At 35.8% G+C, this 19,999-nt stretch carries 18 protein-coding genes; 8 read left to right on the forward strand and 10 right to left on the reverse strand.

Going from position 1 to position 19,999, the window contains the following annotated elements:
- Positions 1 to 24: 24 nt before the first annotated feature.
- Positions 25 to 1,032 (reverse strand): hypothetical protein, encoded by a 1,008-nt coding sequence (locus HUS24_RS00620; protein WP_173910148.1) that lies wholly within the window; start codon positions 1,030 to 1,032, stop codon positions 25 to 27.
- A gap of 14 nt (positions 1,033 to 1,046) precedes the next feature.
- Positions 1,047 to 2,075: an alpha/beta fold hydrolase gene (locus tag HUS24_RS00625; RefSeq protein WP_173910149.1), complete on the reverse strand. Its 1,029-nt coding sequence runs from the start codon at positions 2,073 to 2,075 to the stop codon at positions 1,047 to 1,049.
- Positions 2,076 to 2,399: 324 nt separating this feature from the next.
- Between HUS24_RS00625 and HUS24_RS00630 the strand changes: the two genes are divergently transcribed.
- Positions 2,400 to 3,014 carry a carbonic anhydrase gene (locus tag HUS24_RS00630; RefSeq protein WP_173910150.1) on the forward strand — a complete coding sequence of 205 codons (615 nt, stop codon included), beginning with the start codon at positions 2,400 to 2,402 and terminating at the stop codon, positions 3,012 to 3,014.
- A 101-nt stretch (positions 3,015 to 3,115) separates the two neighbouring features.
- Here the strand turns inward: HUS24_RS00630 and HUS24_RS00635 are convergent, their stop codons facing one another.
- Positions 3,116 to 4,681, reverse strand: coding sequence for a long-chain fatty acid transporter (locus HUS24_RS00635; RefSeq protein ID WP_173910151.1), 1,566 nt, complete (start codon positions 4,679 to 4,681; stop codon positions 3,116 to 3,118).
- 527 nt (positions 4,682 to 5,208) lie between these two features.
- Between HUS24_RS00635 and HUS24_RS00640 the strand changes: the two genes are divergently transcribed.
- The 3 genes from HUS24_RS00640 (at position 5,209) to lepB (ending at position 8,521) form a co-directional block, all read left to right on the forward strand.
- Complete coding sequence (locus HUS24_RS00640) at positions 5,209 to 5,664, forward strand: thioesterase family protein (protein ID WP_173910152.1); 456 nt, start codon at positions 5,209 to 5,211, stop codon at positions 5,662 to 5,664.
- Positions 5,665 to 5,826: 162 nt separating this feature from the next.
- Complete coding sequence (gene lepA, locus HUS24_RS00645) at positions 5,827 to 7,644, forward strand: translation elongation factor 4 (RefSeq protein ID WP_173910153.1); 1,818 nt, start codon at positions 5,827 to 5,829, stop codon at positions 7,642 to 7,644.
- A gap of 22 nt (positions 7,645 to 7,666) precedes the next feature.
- A complete protein-coding gene (gene lepB / locus HUS24_RS00650; RefSeq protein WP_173910154.1) occupies positions 7,667 to 8,521 on the forward strand; it encodes a signal peptidase I in 855 nt (284 codons plus the stop codon).
- 109 nt (positions 8,522 to 8,630) lie between these two features.
- Here lepB and HUS24_RS00655 read toward each other — a convergent pair whose 3' ends face one another.
- Complete coding sequence (locus HUS24_RS00655) at positions 8,631 to 9,125, reverse strand: DUF2059 domain-containing protein (protein WP_173910155.1); 495 nt, start codon at positions 9,123 to 9,125, stop codon at positions 8,631 to 8,633.
- 195 nt (positions 9,126 to 9,320) lie between these two features.
- Here HUS24_RS00655 and HUS24_RS00660 point away from each other — a divergent pair, with 195 nt between their 5' ends.
- On the forward strand, positions 9,321 to 10,778 hold the full coding sequence (locus tag HUS24_RS00660; RefSeq protein WP_173911357.1) for a capsule assembly Wzi family protein: 1,458 nt from the start codon (positions 9,321 to 9,323) through the stop codon (positions 10,776 to 10,778).
- 175 nt (positions 10,779 to 10,953) lie between these two features.
- On the opposite strand, the gene HUS24_RS00665 is transcribed toward HUS24_RS00660, so the two are convergent.
- Both HUS24_RS00665 and HUS24_RS00670 read right to left on the reverse strand, forming a co-directional pair.
- Complete coding sequence (locus tag HUS24_RS00665) at positions 10,954 to 11,481, reverse strand: hypothetical protein (RefSeq protein WP_173910156.1); 528 nt, start codon at positions 11,479 to 11,481, stop codon at positions 10,954 to 10,956.
- 199 nt (positions 11,482 to 11,680) lie between these two features.
- Positions 11,681 to 12,127, reverse strand: coding sequence for a GNAT family N-acetyltransferase (locus HUS24_RS00670; protein ID WP_173911358.1), 447 nt, complete (start codon positions 12,125 to 12,127; stop codon positions 11,681 to 11,683).
- 149 nt (positions 12,128 to 12,276) lie between these two features.
- Here HUS24_RS00670 and cysD point away from each other — a divergent pair, with 149 nt between their 5' ends.
- From cysD to HUS24_RS00685, 3 genes are all read left to right on the forward strand, one after another.
- A complete protein-coding gene (cysD, locus tag HUS24_RS00675) occupies positions 12,277 to 13,185 on the forward strand; it encodes a sulfate adenylyltransferase subunit CysD (protein WP_171488602.1) in 909 nt (302 codons plus the stop codon).
- 183 nt (positions 13,186 to 13,368) lie between these two features.
- Positions 13,369 to 14,982 carry a sulfate adenylyltransferase subunit CysN gene (cysN, locus tag HUS24_RS00680; RefSeq protein ID WP_173910157.1) on the forward strand — a complete coding sequence of 538 codons (1,614 nt, stop codon included), beginning with the start codon at positions 13,369 to 13,371 and terminating at the stop codon, positions 14,980 to 14,982.
- Positions 14,983 to 15,085: 103 nt separating this feature from the next.
- Positions 15,086 to 16,723 carry a hypothetical protein gene (locus HUS24_RS00685; RefSeq protein WP_173910158.1) on the forward strand — a complete coding sequence of 546 codons (1,638 nt, stop codon included), beginning with the start codon at positions 15,086 to 15,088 and terminating at the stop codon, positions 16,721 to 16,723.
- A 206-nt stretch (positions 16,724 to 16,929) separates the two neighbouring features.
- Here the strand turns inward: HUS24_RS00685 and HUS24_RS00690 are convergent, their stop codons facing one another.
- From HUS24_RS00690 to HUS24_RS00705, 4 genes are all read right to left on the reverse strand, one after another.
- On the reverse strand, positions 16,930 to 18,477 hold the full coding sequence (locus HUS24_RS00690) for a DUF4139 domain-containing protein (protein WP_173910159.1): 1,548 nt from the start codon (positions 18,475 to 18,477) through the stop codon (positions 16,930 to 16,932).
- Positions 18,478 to 18,579: 102 nt separating this feature from the next.
- The gene (locus tag HUS24_RS00695; RefSeq protein ID WP_173910160.1) at positions 18,580 to 18,984 is read right to left on the reverse strand and encodes a DUF3106 domain-containing protein; all 405 of its coding nucleotides are present in this window, start codon (positions 18,982 to 18,984) and stop codon (positions 18,580 to 18,582) included.
- On the reverse strand, positions 18,974 to 19,300 hold the full coding sequence (locus tag HUS24_RS00700; protein WP_173910161.1) for a hypothetical protein: 327 nt from the start codon (positions 19,298 to 19,300) through the stop codon (positions 18,974 to 18,976). Before HUS24_RS00700 ends, HUS24_RS00695 begins: the two co-directional genes overlap by 11 nt.
- On the reverse strand, positions 19,293 to 19,907 hold the full coding sequence (locus tag HUS24_RS00705; protein ID WP_065993592.1) for an RNA polymerase sigma factor: 615 nt from the start codon (positions 19,905 to 19,907) through the stop codon (positions 19,293 to 19,295). Before HUS24_RS00705 ends, HUS24_RS00700 begins: the two co-directional genes overlap by 8 nt.
- Between the last annotated feature and the right edge of the window lie 92 nt (positions 19,908 to 19,999).

Genomic DNA, 19,999 nt, shown 5'->3' on the forward strand with positions numbered 1-19,999 from the left:
GTGTTTTAAAATAAGTAAATTAGACTAGGCATCATCTATCTTGAGTATCTTTAAAGTTTGCTCAGAATAATAAAACTTCTCTAAATAGAATCGAGCACGGGTTCTGAGTTGTTCTGATGAAATAAGATGTTGAATAATTGGACTAAGTAAATTTTTTAATTCACTTTCAATCAATGCTTCATCAATATTTAAATCACGTAATAATAAATCAAAAGGGCGTTCTTGATTACGAATGTACCATGCATATACACCATCATGAACTTGTTGTTGAAGATAATCCGTTTGGCGCAAATGCTCCCAAACTTCATGCCCCATACCTACGGTATTTGGCAAATCATTTACTTCGACATAATTACGCACAACATTTAAAGGCTGCTTTTTGATTTTATGCCACAAGTTTGCTTGGAAATGATAGAGCTTATCATCATCAAAATGTTGGTTAATCACTTGCTCACTGAGTTGACTGATCTTGATGATATTTTTTTGTAAATAATGTTTTACTGTGTCATCTAAATTGGTATCCGTTACCGTTTCTAATACGGATTTGCCCATTTTCATAAAGCGCCCAACGCCTGGCACTTTTTTACTCATGACTGAATTATCCATATAATCTTGGATTGAGTGATGAATCAATTGCGTAAGCATCACTGAAAATGCAGGGTTATTCACGACTCTATGAATCAATGCCTTACGATGCGAAGACTTGCTTGCAACGTATTGCGCAATTTTATCAATGGTTTTGACAGGGACAATATCTTCGATATTTGTATTGTCATTACTTGGATGAATCAGCGCAAAACGGATATGTTCCCAAATTTGCTCAATTAAAAACACACTTGCAGGTGTGGCTAAAATTTGTTTTTGCAACAATTGGTTGATTTGCTCAAAACTCCAAATATTTTGCAGAGTTTGCTTTCTAAACCAAAGATAAAATTCTTTAAATTCAGTTTGAATGCTTTCAGGCTGAGCAAATTCTTGATCTAAAAAAGCCAGTTGCGCATCGATTAATTGTTCAATTACTGGATGAGTCATAAATTAAACCTTGATTATAAAATCTTTTGATCAGCCAAAGGATTTTTTTGCAATTGAACTTTATTTAAAAAAGTGAGATAGGCATCCACAACTTTTGTCGGCGCTTCCAATAACGGCATATGACCTACACGGTCTAACAGTACAGGTGTTTCGCTACGTTTAATAATTGTTTTCAATTCTTGAGCAACTTCTACATTGACGATTTGGTCTTGTTTTCCCCATAAAATTAATGTGGGGGCTTCAATATTTCTGACCATCGTTGCAAATGAAGTCGTAGTGTAGAGTTTATTTAAGGCATCCAGTTGATCAATGACTTTTTTATTATCTTGTGCTTTTAATATCAATAATTTCTCACGTTCATTGTTGATAATGCTCGGGGTGAAAGGAGGATTATACATGACTTTTTTCATGACAAAATTCAAATCCCCCGACTGTGCCACTAACAACTGTTTGAGATAGACAGGGTTTTTTAAGTAATTGGTATTGTTACTTTTAAACACACCACCAGAACTCAGTAGAAATAAACTTTGCGTATCAAAAGGATATTGTGAGGCATAGAACATCGCAATCGAACCACCTAAGGAATGGCCAACCACATTTAAGTTATTTTGAATACGTGCAGCCTCAATAAAACGGCGCAATTGTTCTGTAACATTTGGAACAGAAACATCAAAATTTTCAGAAACTTGCGTGGTGCCTGCAAAAGGTAGATCAGGAATAACAACATGATAATATGGCGTAAGTTGCTGGGCCACATCATTCCATGTATCTCGACTGCTGCCTAAACCATGAATCAGCAAAATGGTAGGTTTACTACGATCACCACCTTCGCTATATGACCAAGCCACATCCCCTACACGTAACGTTTTACTCGATAGACCTGCCCAAGCTCTTTCTTCTTGTAATATTTTTTGGTAATCAAGCGTTTCTGCTGCTGCATGTGCGTTGCTCAAGCCTACGCCAGATAAACCGATACCGATACTACTGAAAATAACTGCTGCTCTACAAAATTTGAGAAAAGTTTTTGAGGGCATTTGAGGCATGTATCTGATTCCTTCTGAACAATTCATCATTATATAAAGCAAACACAAATTTTTGATGACCTTATTTCTGTAAAATCTTGGTATATTTTGCATAAGCTATTATTTTTAATAGATACTGTTTATAAAATAATCTGAAAATATGGTAAAAATGTTAAGTAATTCAAATTATTTGTTTATTGTGTAGATCATTTAAATAATAAAAGTATATTTGACTGAAAAATTAACATTTAACTTAAATTGTAACAGAGTTTATATTTAGTCAGTGACTTTCAAAAAACAGAAGATTAAAATAATTTAAAATTTAAAACATGAATGGAAACCCGCATGCTAACTGCAGAAGAAGCTTTAGAACGTTTGAAAAAGGGCAACCAACGTTTTGTTAATGGTGAAACCAATCACACCAAGATGTTGTCACATCAACAACGTGCAGAAATGGCAGAAAGCCAAGAACCTTTTGCTATTATTTTAGGTTGTTCAGACTCTCGTGTACCTGCTGAAATGGTATTTGATCAAGGTTTGGGCGATTTATTTGTGATTCGTGTTGCAGGGAATATTGTGGCACCTTCGCAAGTCGGTAGCGTAGAGTTTGCGGCTGAAAGTTTTGGGTGTCCTGTGGTGATTGTGCTGGGTCATACACATTGTGGTGCGATTAGCTCTACCATTAAGGCATTACAAAATCCACAAACACCACCGTCTGCAAACCTAATGTCGATTGTGAATCGTGTACGTCCATCTGTAGAAATTTTAATGCAAACCGAACTAAAAGATGATTTAGAAAAATTATCTAAGCATGCAGTTCGTGCCAATGTATTTGGGTCTGTTAATCAGCTTCGTCATGGTTCTGCAGTGTTAGAGAACTTGATTGCCAAAGGTAAATTGAGAGTAGTAGGGGCTGAATATTCACTTGAAACAGGTGAAGTAGTTTTTTATGACTTTTAAACTTTTCTAATGATTTTAAGACCTCACTAAGAGGTCTTTTATTTTATCTTCTAAAAATAAAAAATCCCACTTTCGTGAGATTTTTTATTGGTTTAAATCACTTAGAATTTATAACCGAGTTTTAGACCATATGCGATTGCATTATTGTCTGAAAAGTCTGCAACATATTCACTTCCACCAGCTTGTGCACCAGTTTGAGCTTTTGCATCACCTAACCAGAAATATTTTACACCACCCGCAATAAATGTCGCAGGTGTAGGGCTATATTGCACGCCTAAGCCTACATTCCAATAACCTTCAGTTGGGCCAAGTGTAGATACTGGGTCACCTGCACCAGAGTCCCAACCTACAGAAACGTTACCAGCCCATTTATCGTTAAGTTTACGACCTACACCAGCAGTTACAGAATATTGATCATCTGAGTATTCAACGAGATTAAAGCCATTAGGACGAGCAATTGTTGGTAATTGTCCAACCACATCAGAAACTAAACCAAACTTATATGGTCGAATAGAAAAATCTTTCCAATTCACCCAGCGAAGATTTGCAAATGCAACAGTATTTTCCATTACACCTGTTTGGAAGTCTAAGTTAACAGATTGAGGAGTTGTGATTTTTGTTTTACCTGAAGCAGCTGCAATTTGTTGAGCGGCAGCAGCACCTTCAGCACCCAACAATGAAAGAGCACCAAGGGTTGGTAAACTTTCTTGCGCATTTACATCATGATCAATTTCAGAACGATAAGTGATTGATGCTTTTAAGGCGATTTCAGGGATTTGATACGCAACACCTGCCAACCAACCTACACCGCTAGTTTCTTTAATTTGGGCATCATAGCCATTATAAAGACTATATGCTTGCCCACGAAGGCTAACATTACCTTTAATGGTTTGATATGCTGCACCACCATACACGTTCAAATTTTTAATGGGTTGAAAACCAAAAATCATCGAAAGGTTTTGAGTATCTACTTCTACACTTGTAGCGCCTTTACCAAGCGTTGAATTTACTTGATCAATCCCAGCATCAACAGCTTGAGTTACTCCAGCAGTTACTTTATCTGTAATTGCTTTTGTTACACCATCTGTAATTTGCTGCATTGCCGCAGCATTATTACGAATACCTGCTTCAACTAACGCTTGCGGAGTACCTGCTGGAACTTTCCCTGCGGCAATCATTGCTTGTGCTTGTGCTGTAACAGTTTGATCAATTCCAGGCTGTAAATTGCTAGCTAATTGACCTGGTAAAGTGGCATCAATATTTTTTGCAATTGTTGATGTGCGAATAGCCGCTAAGCTAGATGTTGGTAAAATAGTATTTGATGGATCAGATACAAAAATATTATTGCCATGATATTTTGCATCAGCACCAAATGGTTGATCATATAAAAGACCAAATGAAATATTGTCAGTAAGTTGCAGTTTTAATGCAGCTGAAGGGAAATAATAATCTTCCCCCATATCTTCAATTTCACGGCGAGTTTCGCTGGTTCCTGATTCACGACCTTCAACCGTTGGATCTAAAATAGAAATGCCTGCTTCAAAATAGTTGTCTGGCTGTAAAAAAGCTGACATCGATTGACCAGATCGATCTAACGCTGCTGCAAAAACGCTTGTTGCTGGTAGTGTTGCAAATAAAATTGCAGTTGTTAACGTTTTTAATTTCATTTTAGTTTTTCCCTAGACCATAAAATGAATGATTTGAAGCATTTGTAAACAAAACTTAGAATATTTGTGGTTTACAAATAATGTTTGAAATTTACCACTTTTTACAAAATAACATATAAAAAATAAGAGTAAATACTCTAAGTATTGAAAATGAGAAAAAAATGTAAACGGCATAGTTTATAATTTATGCTACATTTTATTAAGATTATATGAATCAATCGTTTAATCGGTTAAGTTTGGGTAAAAGTATATTAAAGTCATAATGTCTGTTTGTTGAATAAAAATACATTGAAAATACAGTGATTTTTCTTTACTGATGCTTAGCTTTTCTATGCTTAGATTTAGGTAACAATCATGTAGACCATTCACCATGATTTAATAGATAGCATTTGTATCAAACAACAGAATTTGAAAAAGCCATATAAGCTAGAAATAAGTTAAGTAATGAAAAGAGCATTGATTAGGTTATTGCACTTCGTATTACAATCTACATCACATGAAACAAATTTGAACAATAGGATATTTTTGTGGCAACCACATTTTTTGATTTAAGGTTAACGGTTCAACCTGAACATATTGATATTTTAGGACATGTTAATAATGTAGTCTATGTGGCGTGGATGCAAGATGTGGCAACAGCGCATATAGAAGCTTTAGGTTTGGGAGTTAAAGATTATTTAGAATTAAAACATGCAATGGTTGCGGTAGAGCATCATGTTCAGTATCGAAAAGCAGCATTAGAAGGTGATGAAATTATTCTAAGAACGTGGCTCAGTGACCTTAATGCTTTATACTCTTTTCGACAATATGCTTTTTTTCGTGTAAGAGATCAGGCGTTGTTATTCACAGGGAGTACTAAATGGGCATGTGTAGAGATTGCGACTGGTCGCCCAAAACGTTTATCTCCAACGTTTATTCAAGCCTATCAACCTTTAGATGAAAATATTGATCCTTATGATCTGAGTAAACTAAAATCACATTGAAATTGTTTTTGTTTGGTTAATTGATTTTTAAATTATTCAATTGCCTGATCATTATTATGGATACTTTAAAAAAACCATCTGCTATAATCCCTCGCAATTTCTATTCAGCTTTTGTTATGTATATCTTTTCAGTACATAGCGTGTTTTTCTTCAAGGTAGCCCATGGCGCAAGCTAAAAAATCTGTCGATATTAAAAATATTCGTAATTTCAGTATCATCGCGCATATCGACCACGGAAAGTCGACACTTGCAGACCGCTTCATTCAAACATGCGGTGGTTTACAAGACCGTGAAATGCAAGCGCAAGTTCTGGACTCAATGGAACTAGAGCGTGAGCGTGGGATTACCATCAAAGCAACCTCTGTGACCTTGTATTACACGCATCCCAATGGTCAAGAATATCAACTCAACTTCATTGATACACCGGGACACGTCGACTTTTCTTATGAAGTATCACGTTCTTTGGCAGCCTGTGAAGGTGCATTGTTGGTTGTAGATGCAGCACAAGGTGTAGAAGCACAGTCAGTTGCAAACTGCTATACAGCGATTGAACAAGGTCTGGAAGTTCTTCCAATCTTAAATAAAATCGATCTACCACAAGCAGAACCTGAACGTGTCATTCAAGAAATTGAAGATATTATTGGGATTGAAGCGACTGAAGCACCGACTTGTTCAGCAAAAACAGGTTTAGGTATTGAAGGTGTATTAGAAACACTGGTCAATGTCATTCCTCCACCAGAAGGTGATCGTGATGCACCTTTACAAGCATTGATTGTCGACTCATGGTTTGACAATTACTTAGGTGTCGTATCCTTGGTACGTGTAAAACAAGGGCGTGTGAAAAAAGGCGACAAAATGTTGATGAAATCAACAGGTCAGTCGCACATCATTACTTCTGTGGGTATTTTTAATCCAAAACATACTGAAACAGGTATTCTTGAAGCGGGTGAAGTTGGCTTCGTGATTGCAGGAATTAAAGATATTTTTGGTGCGCCAGTGGGTGATACCATTACTTTAGCAACCACGCCAGAAGTTGGCTCATTACCCGGCTTTAAAAAGGTGAAACCACAGGTATATGCAGGTTTATTCCCAATTGATGCCAGTGATTTTGAACCATTCCGTGAAGCATTACACAAACTACAAATTAACGATTCAGCATTATTCTTTGAACCTGAAAGTTCTGATGCTTTAGGTTTTGGTTTCCGTTGTGGCTTCTTGGGGATGCTACACATGGAGATCGTGCAAGAGCGTTTAGAGCGTGAGTACGATTTAGACCTGATTTCTTCAGCACCGACTGTAATTTATGAAGCGGTGATGAAAAATGGTGAAACGATTTATATCGACAGTCCATCAAAAATGCCAGATGGTTCAACTGTTGAAGATTTACGTGAACCGATCGCAGAGTGTCATATCTTAGTACCGCAAGATTACTTAGGTAATGTCATGACTTTATGTGTTGAGCGCCGTGGGGTGCAAAAAGACATGAAATTTATGGCAAACCAAGTGTCGATTACCTTTGAAATCCCGATGGCTGAAGTCGTGATGGACTTCTTTGATAAACTAAAATCATGCTCACGTGGTTTTGCCTCACTTGATTACAATTTTGTACGTTTTGAATCTTCATCTTTGGTTAAGGTTGATGTGCTAATTAATGGTGAAAAGGTGGATGCTTTAGCCATGATTTGTCACCGTCAAGATGCGCGTCATCGTGGTATTGCATTGGTGGAAAAAATGAAAGACTTGATTCCACGTCAAATGTTTGATGTTGCGATTCAAGCAGCAATCGGTGCACAAATTATTGCGCGATCTACTGTAAAAGCGATGCGTAAAAACGTATTAGCAAAATGTTATGGTGGTGACGTTTCACGTAAGAAGAAACTGTTATCGAAACAAAAAGAAGGTAAGAAACGCATGAAACAAGTGGGTAGTGTTGAAATCCCACAAGAAGCGTTTTTGGCTGTATTGAAAGTCGATAGATAAGAAGTAAGAGGTCGTATCGCTCATGGATTTTGATTTTAATTTAATTCTCGTACCTGCAACACTGGTATTTTTTGTGTTGTGGTTACTCGATAAATTCGTGTTTAAACAACGCGAAACAAAGGGTAAGGGGAATGAACATTTTATCATTTCATGGGCATATGATTTTTGGCCGGTCCTTGCGGTGGTGTTAGTTTTACGTTCATTCTTATTTGAACCTTTTAATATCCCATCTGATTCTATGGTGCCAACCTTAGAAACGGGTGATTATATTTTGGTAAATAAATACCAATATGGCGTACGCTTACCAATTACCAATACCAAAATTATTGATATTGGTGAGCCACAACGTGGTGAAGTTGCTGTATTTCGTTACCCAGAAAATCCAAAAATCAGTTATATCAAACGTATCATCGGCTTACCGGGTGATCATATTGTCTATGAACAAGGACAATTAATCATTAATGGTAAAAAAGTTGAACAAAAAGCAACTGAGTTTAGTCGTGAAAAAGATGTTTTGGATACACCAAAATCACTGTATTACACAGAAACTATGGGTGAACATAAACATCTCGTTCGTATTTTAGAAGGTCAAAATACGTTGGTCGGTGCTTTCCAATATGCACAGAAAAAAGAAGATTTGCCATTTGTTGCACGCGATAATGATCGTTTTGTAAAATCAAATGGACAAAGTTGGGAAGTTACAGTGCCGAAAGGTCATTATTTCGCAATGGGTGATAATCGTGATCAAAGTGCGGACAGTCGTTTTTGGGGCTTTGTACCTGAAGAAAATTTAACTGGACATGCAATTTATGTATGGATGCACAAAGAGCCCGGTTTCAAATTACCATCATTTAGCCGTAATGGTGCGATTGACTAAGTTTTATAATGTTTAAATGATAAAAAGACCAATTTATATTGGTCTTTTTATATTTGGGGCTGTTCTAAATTCACAAACAATAAAATTACAAAAATATAGATAAGATGTTTTAGTCTTTAAAGTTTTTCTCTAAATTATTCATGATCTTCGGCATCAAACTTTGTATTTTACTTTGCATCAACGTCATACTTTTATTCATGACCATTGGCATTTTTTCAATGGTAGATTGCCCAACAGGAGTTTTATAAAATGTAATTAATCCATCGATCTCTTCTTGGCTAAAAGATTCTGCATAAATTTGAATAAAATCTTGTTTGAGTGTTTTCCAATTCAATTCATTTAAGATCAGCGTATTACTATCTTTTAAATATTTTTCAATTTTAATTTTCTCTTTGTCAGTGAGTGTTCGTCCTTGTGATTCAAGTGACTGATTCATACTTTCTTGCATGACAGGTAGCACTTGGGCTTGGGTTTGTTCAATCAGTTGTTCGGTTTTGGTGATTTTTAAAAGTTCTTCAATTGATTGTGTCGATGCAGGTGCTGCAAAGCAGTATTGGATGCTGTATAACACTAAAAAAATTGTTGAAAAGTAAGTTTTTTTCATTTTTAAACTCTCATTTAAGCATATTATTTATATAAGCATTATATGTTATCCAATGGGATTGAACGATGAAGCATGGGGTTTAAATCTACTCATTTATCATACTATTAAAATATTGTAATAAAACAGTTTCACCATTGAAAATTTTCGTTAAAAAAACTATGGTGGAGCACAGCAATGTTTAGAGAATAAATGCGCATGTTTTTCAAGAAATCACTATATGCTGCTGTATTGGCAAGCTTATCTTTGCCTATTTTTGCCCAAGGTTTGGTACTAAATAACGAAGATATCCGTACAGATTTAAACTGGTTAAACCAACAAGGTGTCATTCAAATTAGTACATCAACTTGGCCAATGAGTGGAGATGAGATTCAACGTGCGCTTTTGGCAGCAAAGGTAAGCAATAACACGCAGCAAAAAGTTATTGATTCTATTCAAAATGCTTTAAAAGCAGATAATCAAACTGCAAAACTTGGTTTATTTGCTGAAACTGATCAAAAGAATGTGCCTCAAGCATTTGGTGATAGTCAAAAAGCACAATATGTTGGTTCACTTGAGTTTAATGCGGGTGGTGAAAACTGGGACGCAAAAATTCGTGTGAATGGTGAAAAAGATCCACAAATTGATAACGGTCAGGATGTCAATGTTGAAGGTTCTTATCTTGCAGGAAAATTATTTAACCAATGGTTGATTGCAGGGCAAATGCCAACATATTGGGGACCTGGACATGATGGAAGCTTAATTCGTGGTGATGCAAGTCGTCCTGTGTATGGCTTTACTGCGCAGCGCGCAGAACAAAAAGCATTTGAATCTAAATGGTTATCTTGGATTGGTCCTTGGCAATATCAAGCATTTTTTGGTCGTTTAGATGATTATAATGCTGTTCCAGATACGAACTTAGTAGGTTTACGTTTAACAGCACAACCATTGCCTTATTTGGAGTTGGGAGCATCTCGTACTTTCCAAATCGATGGAGAAGGTCAACCAGGTAGTGCAAAAGCCTATTGGAATGCATTTATTGGTAAAGATAATAAGTGCGATGATAATGGTTGTTCGAATGATGAAAATGCATCAAATCAATTAGCTGGTTTAGATATCCGTCTAAATCTACAACAATTGGCTGATGTGCCGATGAGCTTATATGCACAATATGTTGGTGAGGATGAGGCAGGTTTGTTGCCGTCTAAAAAAATGTATTTAGCTGGCGCAGATTATTCATCATCCTATAAAGATATGCCATTCCAACTTTATGCTGAATGGGCAAATACTGAAACCGATGGCGATGCAAAAGGCATTTCTTATAATCATCATATTTATAAAGATGGATATTACCAACATGGTTTCCCGCTAGGTCATGCGATGGGTGGAGATGGTGAGATGGTTTCTGTGGGCGGTGATATTCGTTTTGATCTCATGAACCGTTTAAGTGGTCGAGTTTTATTTGCTAAAGTGAATCAGTCCAATCGTTTAACAAATGTGGCTTTCCCAGAAGACGATAAAGTTAAAGCATTAGATTTAACTTGGACTCATTACATAAAACCGACGATTCCTTTGAAAATCAATGGCTGGATCAGTGATTCGGATCGTGAAGGGAATGATGCTGGTGCATCGGTAGGTGTTGAAATTCCATTAGATAAAGCAATATTTGGTTATTAATTGAGCTAAGTGTTTTCAAAATACCTGAACTCAGGGATATTTTTGAGATTTTTTGGCAATACAATGGAACTACTTCTTTAATGACCATAGAGAAGTAATTCCTACCATTAAAAATATAATTCATATTATATTTTTAATTGTGTTTAGCTTAGCTCCCTCCAGAGCTAAGCTTTTTTTATTGGATAGCAAGTTGAATGCGAACTTTCATCTGCAGTGCTTGTTGTAAAACAAAATCTTTTATCCAAGCTAAACTTTGACCTTGAGGATTAATTTTTAAAGCTGTATCTAAAAATTTTAATTTAGGTTGATTAAAAAGTTGCTGTTCAAAAATATGCTTAAACTCTGAGATTTGGGTAGTAAAAGGAATTTTGAGTAAATAAAACTTTTTCGGATAATTATAAAATGCATACATCAGATTAAAGGCACTTTGTTCTGCTTTTAAATTTCCTGCCGAAATTTCATAGCTTTTATCTTGATTGCTCAACGTTACACCGACCATATATTCAATATGTTGTTCATCGATTTGAATCGCAAACTGTAAGCCGATTTGCTCGCCAGAATGTTCATGTTGTGCAAAAACATTGAGTGCAGAACCGTCATCTTGATACGGCGCTTGTAAGACTAAGATATTGTCTTGCTGATAAATATTTCCTGCGAGTTTCGCATTTTCCAGCTTTTCTCGAATGTGTTGTATATTTTGCATAAGAAATCTTAAACTGAAATAAAGACTATGCTAAACAAAATATAGCAAGATGAGTGAGAGTTGTTTTCACTTATTGATAAGCTTTTAGGTCTAACTCTAGATTATAAAAATGCATCATTTTAGGTTTCTAAAGCTGCAAAGTGACGCATTTTAGAAACCTGATCAAATCTACAATTTGAGCCAAAGCAAAAAAATCTGCTTAATTTAGATTTTGCTTGTATTGAATAAATCCTGTTTTTGTTGCAATGCGATCATATAAAAGCTGAGCTGTAGTATTAGACTGTTGAGTTAACCAATAAACTCGATCAAAATCGCCTTTACATACTTGATAGCTATGTTCAATCAGTTTTCGTGCTAGACCTTGATTTCTAAAATTTTGATTAACGAATAAATCTTGTAAATAACAGTACGGCTTTTCAGTCCACATACTCATATGTGAAATAAGATGAACAAAGCCAACGACTTGATGATCTACCTGAATAGCAAAACCAAACATATTGGTTTGTTTGGGATCGGTGATACGTTGCCAAGATAAACGTGTTTGTTCTTCGCTCAGTGAGCATTGGTAAAAATTTAAATAGCTTTGCCAAAGAGGTTGCCATTGTTCAAATTCAATTTTTTCTAATGCAATAATTTGTATCGTCATCATAATCTCTGATTTTTTGTTTATGACGTTTTTATATATCAATATAAAAAAACAAGCAAAAGAATTGCAGTGCAAATCACTATAATGCATATAAATTTTAATATGTGTAATAAGTACACTTTATTTGTGAGTTGGTGCTGTCAATGTCTATATCTGAGGAAAGACTTACTCATCTGAAACAGCTTGAAGCTGAGAGTATTCATATTATCCGTGAAGTTGCTGCTGAGTTTGAAAACCCAGTGATGCTTTATTCGATCGGGAAAGACTCAGCGGTTATGCTGCATCTTGCTTTAAAAGCATTCTATCCTGCAAAACTTCCATTCCCTTTGTTGCATGTTGACACAGGTTGGAAGTTTAAAGACATGATTAAATTCCGTGACAATATGGCAAAAGAACATGGTTTTGATCTGATTGTGCACCAAAATCAAGAAGGTAAAGATGCCAATGTCAATCCTTTTGACTATGGTAGTTCAAAATATACCGATATCATGAAAACGCAAGGCTTAAAACAAGCACTTGATAAATATCAGTTCGATGCAGCCTTTGGTGGTGCACGCCGTGATGAAGAAAAATCACGTGCCAAAGAACGTGTGTATTCTTTCCGTGATAATAAACATCGTTGGGATCCAAAAAATCAGCGTCCAGAACTTTGGAATCTTTACAATGGTAAAGTGAACAAAGGCGAAAGTATTCGTGTATTCCCATTGTCAAACTGGACTGAGTTAGACATTTGGCAATATATTTATCAAGAGAATATTCCTTTAGTGCCTTTATATTTGGCTGCTGAACGTCCAGTAGTTGAACGTAGTGGTACGTTGATCATGGTGGATGATGAGCGTATGCGTTTAAAAGAAGGCGAAGTTCCACAAATGAAATCGGTACGTTTCCGTACTTTAGGTTGCTATCCACTCACAGGTGCGGTGGAGTCAACGGCGACAACATTGCCTGAAATTATCCAAGAAATGCTTTTAGCAACGAGTTCTGAACGTCAAGGTCGTATGATTGACCATGATGAAGCTGGCTCAATGGAAAAGAAAAAGCAGGAAGGTTATTTCTAAATTAATCTCCCCCTGATAAATCTCCCTTACGTAGCAGAGCTACTCACCTCTTTGGCAAAGAGGGGCTTAAAAGCAGTTAGAGGTGGCTCCTGAAAAAGAACGGAGCAAAAGTCCCCCTTTATAAAGGGGGAAACAGGGGGATTAAAGAAACCGATTTCTAAAGAATATGTGGAGTTTTGAGCAATGTCTCATCAATCAGAATTGATTAGCCAAGATATCTTGGCATATTTAAAACAGCACGAAAATAAAGACTTATTACGTTTTCTGACTTGCGGTAATGTGGACGATGGTAAATCAACTTTAATCGGTCGTTTACTTTATGATTCAAAATTGATTTATGAAGATCAATTACAAGCAGTAACTCGTGATTCTAAAAAAGTCGGTACAACAGGTGATGCACCTGACTTAGCTTTACTTGTTGATGGCTTACAAGCTGAGCGTGAGCAGGGCATTACCATTGATGTAGCATATCGTTATTTCTCGACTGAAAAACGTAAGTTCATCATTGCGGATACACCGGGGCATGAACAATATACCCGTAACATGGCAACAGGTGCGTCTACGGCTGATCTTGCGATTATCTTGATCGATGCGCGCTATGGTGTACAAACCCAAACACGCCGTCATACCTTTATTGCGAGTCTTTTGGGTATCCGTAATATCGTAGTTGCGATCAATAAAATGGACTTGGTTGAATTTTCTGAAGTGCGTTTTAATGAAATTCAACAAGAATATAATGCCTTTGTGAACCAATTGGGTGATCGTAAACCTGCCAATATTATCTTCACGCCAATCTCAGCATTGAATGGTGATAATGTGGTAAATCCTTCACCAAATACACCGTGGTATCAAGGTCAAACCTTAATGGAAACCTTGGAAACTGTTGAAATCACACGTGATACCAGTGCGCATGAATTCCGTTTCCCTGTGCAATATGTTAACCGTCCAAATCTCGATTTCCGTGGTTTCTGCGGTACGATTGCGCTAGGTGAAGTTAAAGTTGGTGATGAAATTGTCGCTTTACCTTCAGGCAAAAAATCGACTGTAAAAGAGATTGTAACCTTTGATGGTAATCTTGATCATGCGATTGCAGGTCAAGCAGTTACGTTAACTTTAAATGATGAAATCGACGTTTCTCGTGGGAATGTCTTAGTTAAAGCAGGTGAGCAACCGTCTTTATCTCGTTCTGTTCGTGCCACTGTGGTATGGATGGCTGATCAGCCACTGGTGGTTGGTAAGCTCTATAATGTGAAAATCGGCACACAAACTGTACCTGCAAAAGTTGAAAAAATTAACTACCGTACCAATGTCAATACTTTGGAAAAAACTCAAGTTGAGCAATTAGAGTTGAATGCTATTGCTGATGTTGAGATTGAGTTTGATGCACCTGTGTTGTTTGACCGTTATCAAGACAGTCGTTATACAGGTTCGTTCATCTTTATTGACCGTTTAAGTAATGTAACGGTTGGTGCAGGTATGGTTGAAGCTGCTGTTGAGTGGACTGCTCACAATGAGCCTGTAACAGCGGAAGTTCGTGCTGCGCGTTTGGGGCAAAAACCTGCTGTCGTTGCTGTATCTGCCAAAGTTCTTGAAAATGCACAATCTCTTGAAAGTTTGCTTATTCAACAAGGTATTGTTGCACTTGCAAAAGTAGGTTTAACTGCTGATCAAGTGGCATTGCTTCGTCAAACAGGTGTTGTAGTCGTCACTGATCTTGAGCAAGGTGCTGATGTGACTTTTGCGCAAGAAACGGTTGAAGAGTTGGCTGATAAGATTGTGGAATTGGTTCGCTTGTAATAGATTGAATTGATTGAAATAAAAACCCGCGAAAGCGGGTTTTTTAATAAGTTATCATTGAATTAATATACACTTAGAACACCAATAGTTAGGTTGAAAGAAAATGGATTTCATAAATAAGTTTAGTAAAATTAATTCTAGTTTTGAAATTCATGATTCAATAATTTATTTTACTTACAGTAGTTTTATATCGGTAGATAGTTTTCATTTAAATGATTTAGCTGATGAAATAATTAAATCTGGATTTGCTATTTGTATAATGAATAGTGAATGTGTATTCCAATGTAGATCAAACAAAGAGGTTAAATTTTATGCACAAACATATGTAGATGATCAACAATTAGAGCATGTTGAATTTATAAGTGATAAAGGAGAGTATTTAAGACTTAGTGATGGTAATGAAAATTATAATTATTTTTATGGTGCATACATGAAGCACCTATCTGAGCTGAGGCTCTTTAATAAAGATAGTTTAACAAAATATATAAAAATTTATCTTGATGATTTTGTGATTGAAATAGATGAGTTTGAGTTTTTAGTGAATCCTGAGATTTCTGTTTATGAGGATGGGATAGTTATAATAAAATATGGATTGGTTTATAATTCCCTCGATTTAGATGTTTTTAGTTATATTGATAATATCTTAAATTCAAGTTTTAAAAATATAAATAAACTTTTAGTATCTCCTTATTTTTGTAAGTTAGCATCAATTGCATATGGTAGTTTTAATAAGGTACCATTCTATAAAAGATATGAGCATTTAGGAATAGAAAAGCGGCATTGTATTGAAGTAGATAAATTGACTATAAATTATGAGTTTGGTGAGGAAGTAATAAAGTTAATCGAATTGCCGAGAAAATCTGGTGAGAGAGAGGACTTCTCTACAATTACTCAAACTATTTTAAATGTAATAGGTTATATATCAGTTACTCCTAATAAGGGGATGAGATACATATTGTTAGGGCAAAAAAATATTATTCCTAATGGAGAGTATTGGTCTGGAAGACCATATGTTTATTTAATCAATTTTACAAAAAATTATAATGATTCTAACCGTAATAATAAAGTTCATAGCAAATATTTTTCTATGTTATTAGCAAGAACTTCTGGTAGTGATTTTAATGGAAAATCTTTGCACGATTTAAGAGTATTTAATGATATTTCAGTTTTTATTGAATCATCAGGTGGTTTAGTGGTTTTTTCCAAAAATGTAGATGAAATAGCTACTATAGAAAATTATATAATTGATTATGAGTTAATTAATCAGTATCTTGAGTATGGATATATGATTAATAAGTTGCTGTTACAAAAAGTTTATGATTCTAAGAATAATGAAGATATATTTATATTAAGATGGCGAGTCAATATGATTAACTCTTTAGGAGAAAATACTTATGTTGGTGAATTTAGAGATTTGCTGAAACATGGTTGGAAAGAGTATGGTATTGAAAATATACAAAAGCAAATTTATGAAGCAATTGAAATAAGTAAGGATGAAAACCAATATCGCTATACTAGACAAGCTAATAGACGAAATTTAATGGTAATGATCTTATTTGGATTAATGGCTATACCTACTATAAGTGAAACAATTATTAAACCAATTTGGATTTATTTTGGAATTTATTTGCCTAAGGCTATAGTATTTCAAAGTTTATTTTTTTTCCTTGTTACAATGAGTTTAATTTTTATATTAGTAGTACCTTCATATTGGTTGATAATAAGGAGTACAAAGAAATAAAAAATTATTTAAAAATTAATTAATTTAATAGTTTAGATACAGTAAAAATTAGGTGATTTTATATTTAATATGCGTGTTGGCTTTCCTATACACCAAATAAACACCACTTAAAATTCCAAGATAGTCAAAAATGAATGGCAAAATTTTAAATCCTACATTTAAGAAAGCTATCGAAATAGCTTTCCTTTTTTGATCTTAGATTTTATCTAAAACCCCGAAACATTTCCTTTATTGGGATATGTAAACTGATGTTCTAGGTCTATACTAAATTTCTGTTTTGGACTTAACTTAATATTCCACTGGTTAATATTCGGCTGACCTTGCCAAGTTGTACTATTTGGCTGTGGTTGATAACTCGAATGCGTAACTAACTTCCCATTACGACTTTGTGGTTCAGCTTCAAATACAGTCAGTTGAACAGGATAGTTGTTCAGATTTTCAATGATATATTGCTGTTTTTGTGTGGTTTGTGATTTTGCACCTGTAATCGCTCTTTTTTGATTTGATAAATCTATTGTTCGAATCTTAATTTGATCATCATAACCAAAACTCATTTGCACATTTTCATTTCCAGAATTTGACCATTGACGTTCACCAACAAAATCACCATCACGATACAACTTAACTAAGCCATTAGGTAGGTTGGTATTGAATTGAGCAATATGAGCAACGATAGAAGCCTTTTCACTTTGTTTTGGAATTACCCAAACTGAAAGTTGAGCAGGGATATTTTCACTGCTTAATGGTAAATAAATCTGTTGTTGACTACTGTAAATGGTGGCTTGAGTATTGGAGCGGAACTCAGTACTTAAATTTAATTGATTGGCTTGAAATTGTGGGAATTGAGGTTCTTGAACATCATCAAGTGGAGCAACCTCTGCTATAGGTGCAGGCATTGCTGAATCTTTGAATGCATATCTGGCATTGAGAGGCATTACATGAATTGGCTGAGGCTCATAATAATCCACCCACCAACTCTGAGGTGTGAGTTGTTGTACATAACCTTGTGGCGTGGCAGTTGAAAGTGTCAGTTTGACATTGTTCCAATCTTCACCTGTTTTTTGTGCAATCATCGCCATACGTGTCAGTTTGACTTGTTGAGTGCCAGTATCTAACTCAGCTTTATACATCGGCTGCCAACGCGCATAAGGAACTAAATAACTCATTTTAATCACGCCATTTTGCGGTGCTTGAACATAAAACTTTAAACTACGCTGTTTAAATTGATGATCGCCAATAGCATTTAGATCTTGGCGAAGTTCATGTAAGCGTTGCTCTAATTTAACTTTTGCAGTTTTAGCTTGATCGATTGCGATAAAAGCATCATAAGCTTGTTGGCGAACTTTATTGGCAGAGCCTTTGGTGATATTGCCTAAAAATTTATTTTGTAATTCGGCTGCTTGAATAATGGAATTTTGTTCAGAAATTTGCTTTTCAATTTGTTCGATTTGTATTTTTAAAGCATGTGATTCAGCACCAGAGGGTTTGTCCAAAGCACTGTCTTGGTGTGAAACTGCATTCACTTCTATATTATTTTCAGTTTGATATTGCAGCTGTGAAATATCAAAATTAGCAGCAAGTCCTTGTAGAGTAACAATGTTCTCTCCAGCCTTTACGGGAATATTACGTTCGATTTTGGCTGTGCTTGGATATAAGGTTACGTGTTGAATAGGTGCATCTGCAAGTGTTAAAGCAAAACTTATGCTGATTGGTAAATTTAAAAGCCCAAAATAAATAATTGATTTTATTTTCATTTTATCACTACAAAATTTAAAGTAAGAAATATTTTAAAATATTAAACAGTTTTATTTGAAAAGCCAATCAACAAATAAAAAAGCCTCTTTCGAGGCGCTAAATTAATGTGAACTGACTGAAGAGAGGTATTTTTGAATATATTCTGCTCGTAATTCACTTCTTTGCACAGCAGTCGTCGCTTTTTGCATTTTTGTACGCATTTCATTGCGTTCAGATGTGCTCATTTGCTGCCAAACTTCACGCATTTTTTGCTTTTCTTCTTCAGGCAGTTGTGTAAACCAGTCCATGCGTTGCTGTAATGCCACACTTTGTGACTCTGGAATTTCTTTAAGATTTTGATAACGTTTAATTAAAGCACGTTGTTCATCTTCAGACAGCGTGTCCCACGTATCGCTGACTTGGGTATTGGCATCTTTAGAAAAAATCCAAAAACGCTCAAATCCTGCAAAACTTGTTTGTAGAAAACCAATCGCACAAAAAGCCAAAACGAGTTTTTTAGCTGCCATGGGAATGACTATCCTCACCAAATACAGACAACATCTCTAAATCTTCCATCATTTGCGGTGAAAGTTTTGGACTCACAGCCACATGCTGTGTTGTAGGGTTTGCTGGCTCAGCATCAAACACATTTGGTAAAATCACAATACCTGTTAATGCTGCTGCTAAGGCAAAACCAGTCATTTTCCAATTACCATAACGAGAAGTAGGCTTGTCATGAATATGTTCAAGTACATTATTCATCACAACCGCTTTGTTACGGTGATTGCGAGCAAGACCGTCAAGTTTTGACGTAACTTGTTTCGTGAAATCATCATTATTCATCCGATGATCCTCCATAAGGATTTAAATGCGATAACGTAGTTCTCAGTCCTTGAATCGCCCTATGGTAATGGGTTTTAACGCTACCTTCTGTACAGTTCATAATTGATGCTGTGGTTTGAGTATCAAAGCCTTCCCATGCTCGCAACATAAAGGCTTGTTGCTGACGCACAGGCAAGCGACTAATCGCTTCTTGAATTTCTTCAATGGTGAGGTCTTGATCTAAAAACTGTAAAGGATTGGGCGTTGACTCATCTACGATGTCCATCACTTCTTCATCATCGCTATCGATATCGACTTTGCGAAACAATGAAAAGGGTGAAGCTCGGCGTGCTTCTTTCCTACGCCAATCCTGTAACTTATTGTTTAATATCGTATAAAATAGGGGATACCATTCCTCGGTGGATTTTTCAGCATAGGATTTATGCAAAGAAATAAAGGCTTCTTGAACCAAATCCATCGCAATGCCATTATGACCCTGAGTCGCACTTTCCATCATCACCAAGGCACGACCTGTTACGTCTTGCATAAAAAACTTCAGACGTTGTTCAGCCGTACTCTTTAGAGCAGCAGTTGTTTCAGACTGTGACTTCTTTGGTGCTAAATCCATAGAGATGGAAAATCCCGTCATTGGGCACCCACCATAATTTTATAAACCTACATCTATAACGTTTAAAAACGAGGGTGGGTTGACAAACAATA

Origin of the sequence: Acinetobacter sp. Marseille-Q1618, assembly GCF_902809855.1 — a bacterium.
In the GTDB taxonomy this organism is placed as follows: Bacteria; Pseudomonadota; Gammaproteobacteria; order Pseudomonadales; family Moraxellaceae; genus Acinetobacter.

Coding starts and splice junctions, on each gene's coding strand:
- HUS24_RS00620 (WP_173910148.1), bottom strand. CDS start 1,032: ATGACTCATCCAGTAATTGAACAATTAATCGATGCGCAACTGGCTTTT.
- HUS24_RS00625 (WP_173910149.1), bottom strand. CDS start 2,075: ATGCCTCAAATGCCCTCAAAAACTTTTCTCAAATTTTGTAGAGCAGCA.
- HUS24_RS00630 (WP_173910150.1), top strand. CDS start 2,400: ATGCTAACTGCAGAAGAAGCTTTAGAACGTTTGAAAAAGGGCAACCAA.
- HUS24_RS00635 (WP_173910151.1), bottom strand. CDS start 4,681: ATGAAATTAAAAACGTTAACAACTGCAATTTTATTTGCAACACTACCA.
- lepA (WP_173910153.1), top strand. CDS start 5,827: ATGGCGCAAGCTAAAAAATCTGTCGATATTAAAAATATTCGTAATTTC.
- lepB (WP_173910154.1), top strand. CDS start 7,667: ATGGATTTTGATTTTAATTTAATTCTCGTACCTGCAACACTGGTATTT.
- HUS24_RS00655 (WP_173910155.1), bottom strand. CDS start 9,125: ATGAAAAAAACTTACTTTTCAACAATTTTTTTAGTGTTATACAGCATC.
- HUS24_RS00660 (WP_173911357.1), top strand. CDS start 9,321: ATGTTTTTCAAGAAATCACTATATGCTGCTGTATTGGCAAGCTTATCT.
- HUS24_RS00665 (WP_173910156.1), bottom strand. CDS start 11,481: ATGCAAAATATACAACACATTCGAGAAAAGCTGGAAAATGCGAAACTC.
- HUS24_RS00670 (WP_173911358.1), bottom strand. CDS start 12,127: ATGACGATACAAATTATTGCATTAGAAAAAATTGAATTTGAACAATGG.
- cysN (WP_173910157.1), top strand. CDS start 13,369: ATGTCTCATCAATCAGAATTGATTAGCCAAGATATCTTGGCATATTTA.
- HUS24_RS00685 (WP_173910158.1), top strand. CDS start 15,086: ATGGATTTCATAAATAAGTTTAGTAAAATTAATTCTAGTTTTGAAATT.
- HUS24_RS00690 (WP_173910159.1), bottom strand. CDS start 18,477: ATGAAAATAAAATCAATTATTTATTTTGGGCTTTTAAATTTACCAATC.
- HUS24_RS00695 (WP_173910160.1), bottom strand. CDS start 18,984: ATGGCAGCTAAAAAACTCGTTTTGGCTTTTTGTGCGATTGGTTTTCTA.
- HUS24_RS00700 (WP_173910161.1), bottom strand. CDS start 19,300: ATGAATAATGATGATTTCACGAAACAAGTTACGTCAAAACTTGACGGT.
- HUS24_RS00705 (WP_065993592.1), bottom strand. CDS start 19,907: ATGGATTTAGCACCAAAGAAGTCACAGTCTGAAACAACTGCTGCTCTA.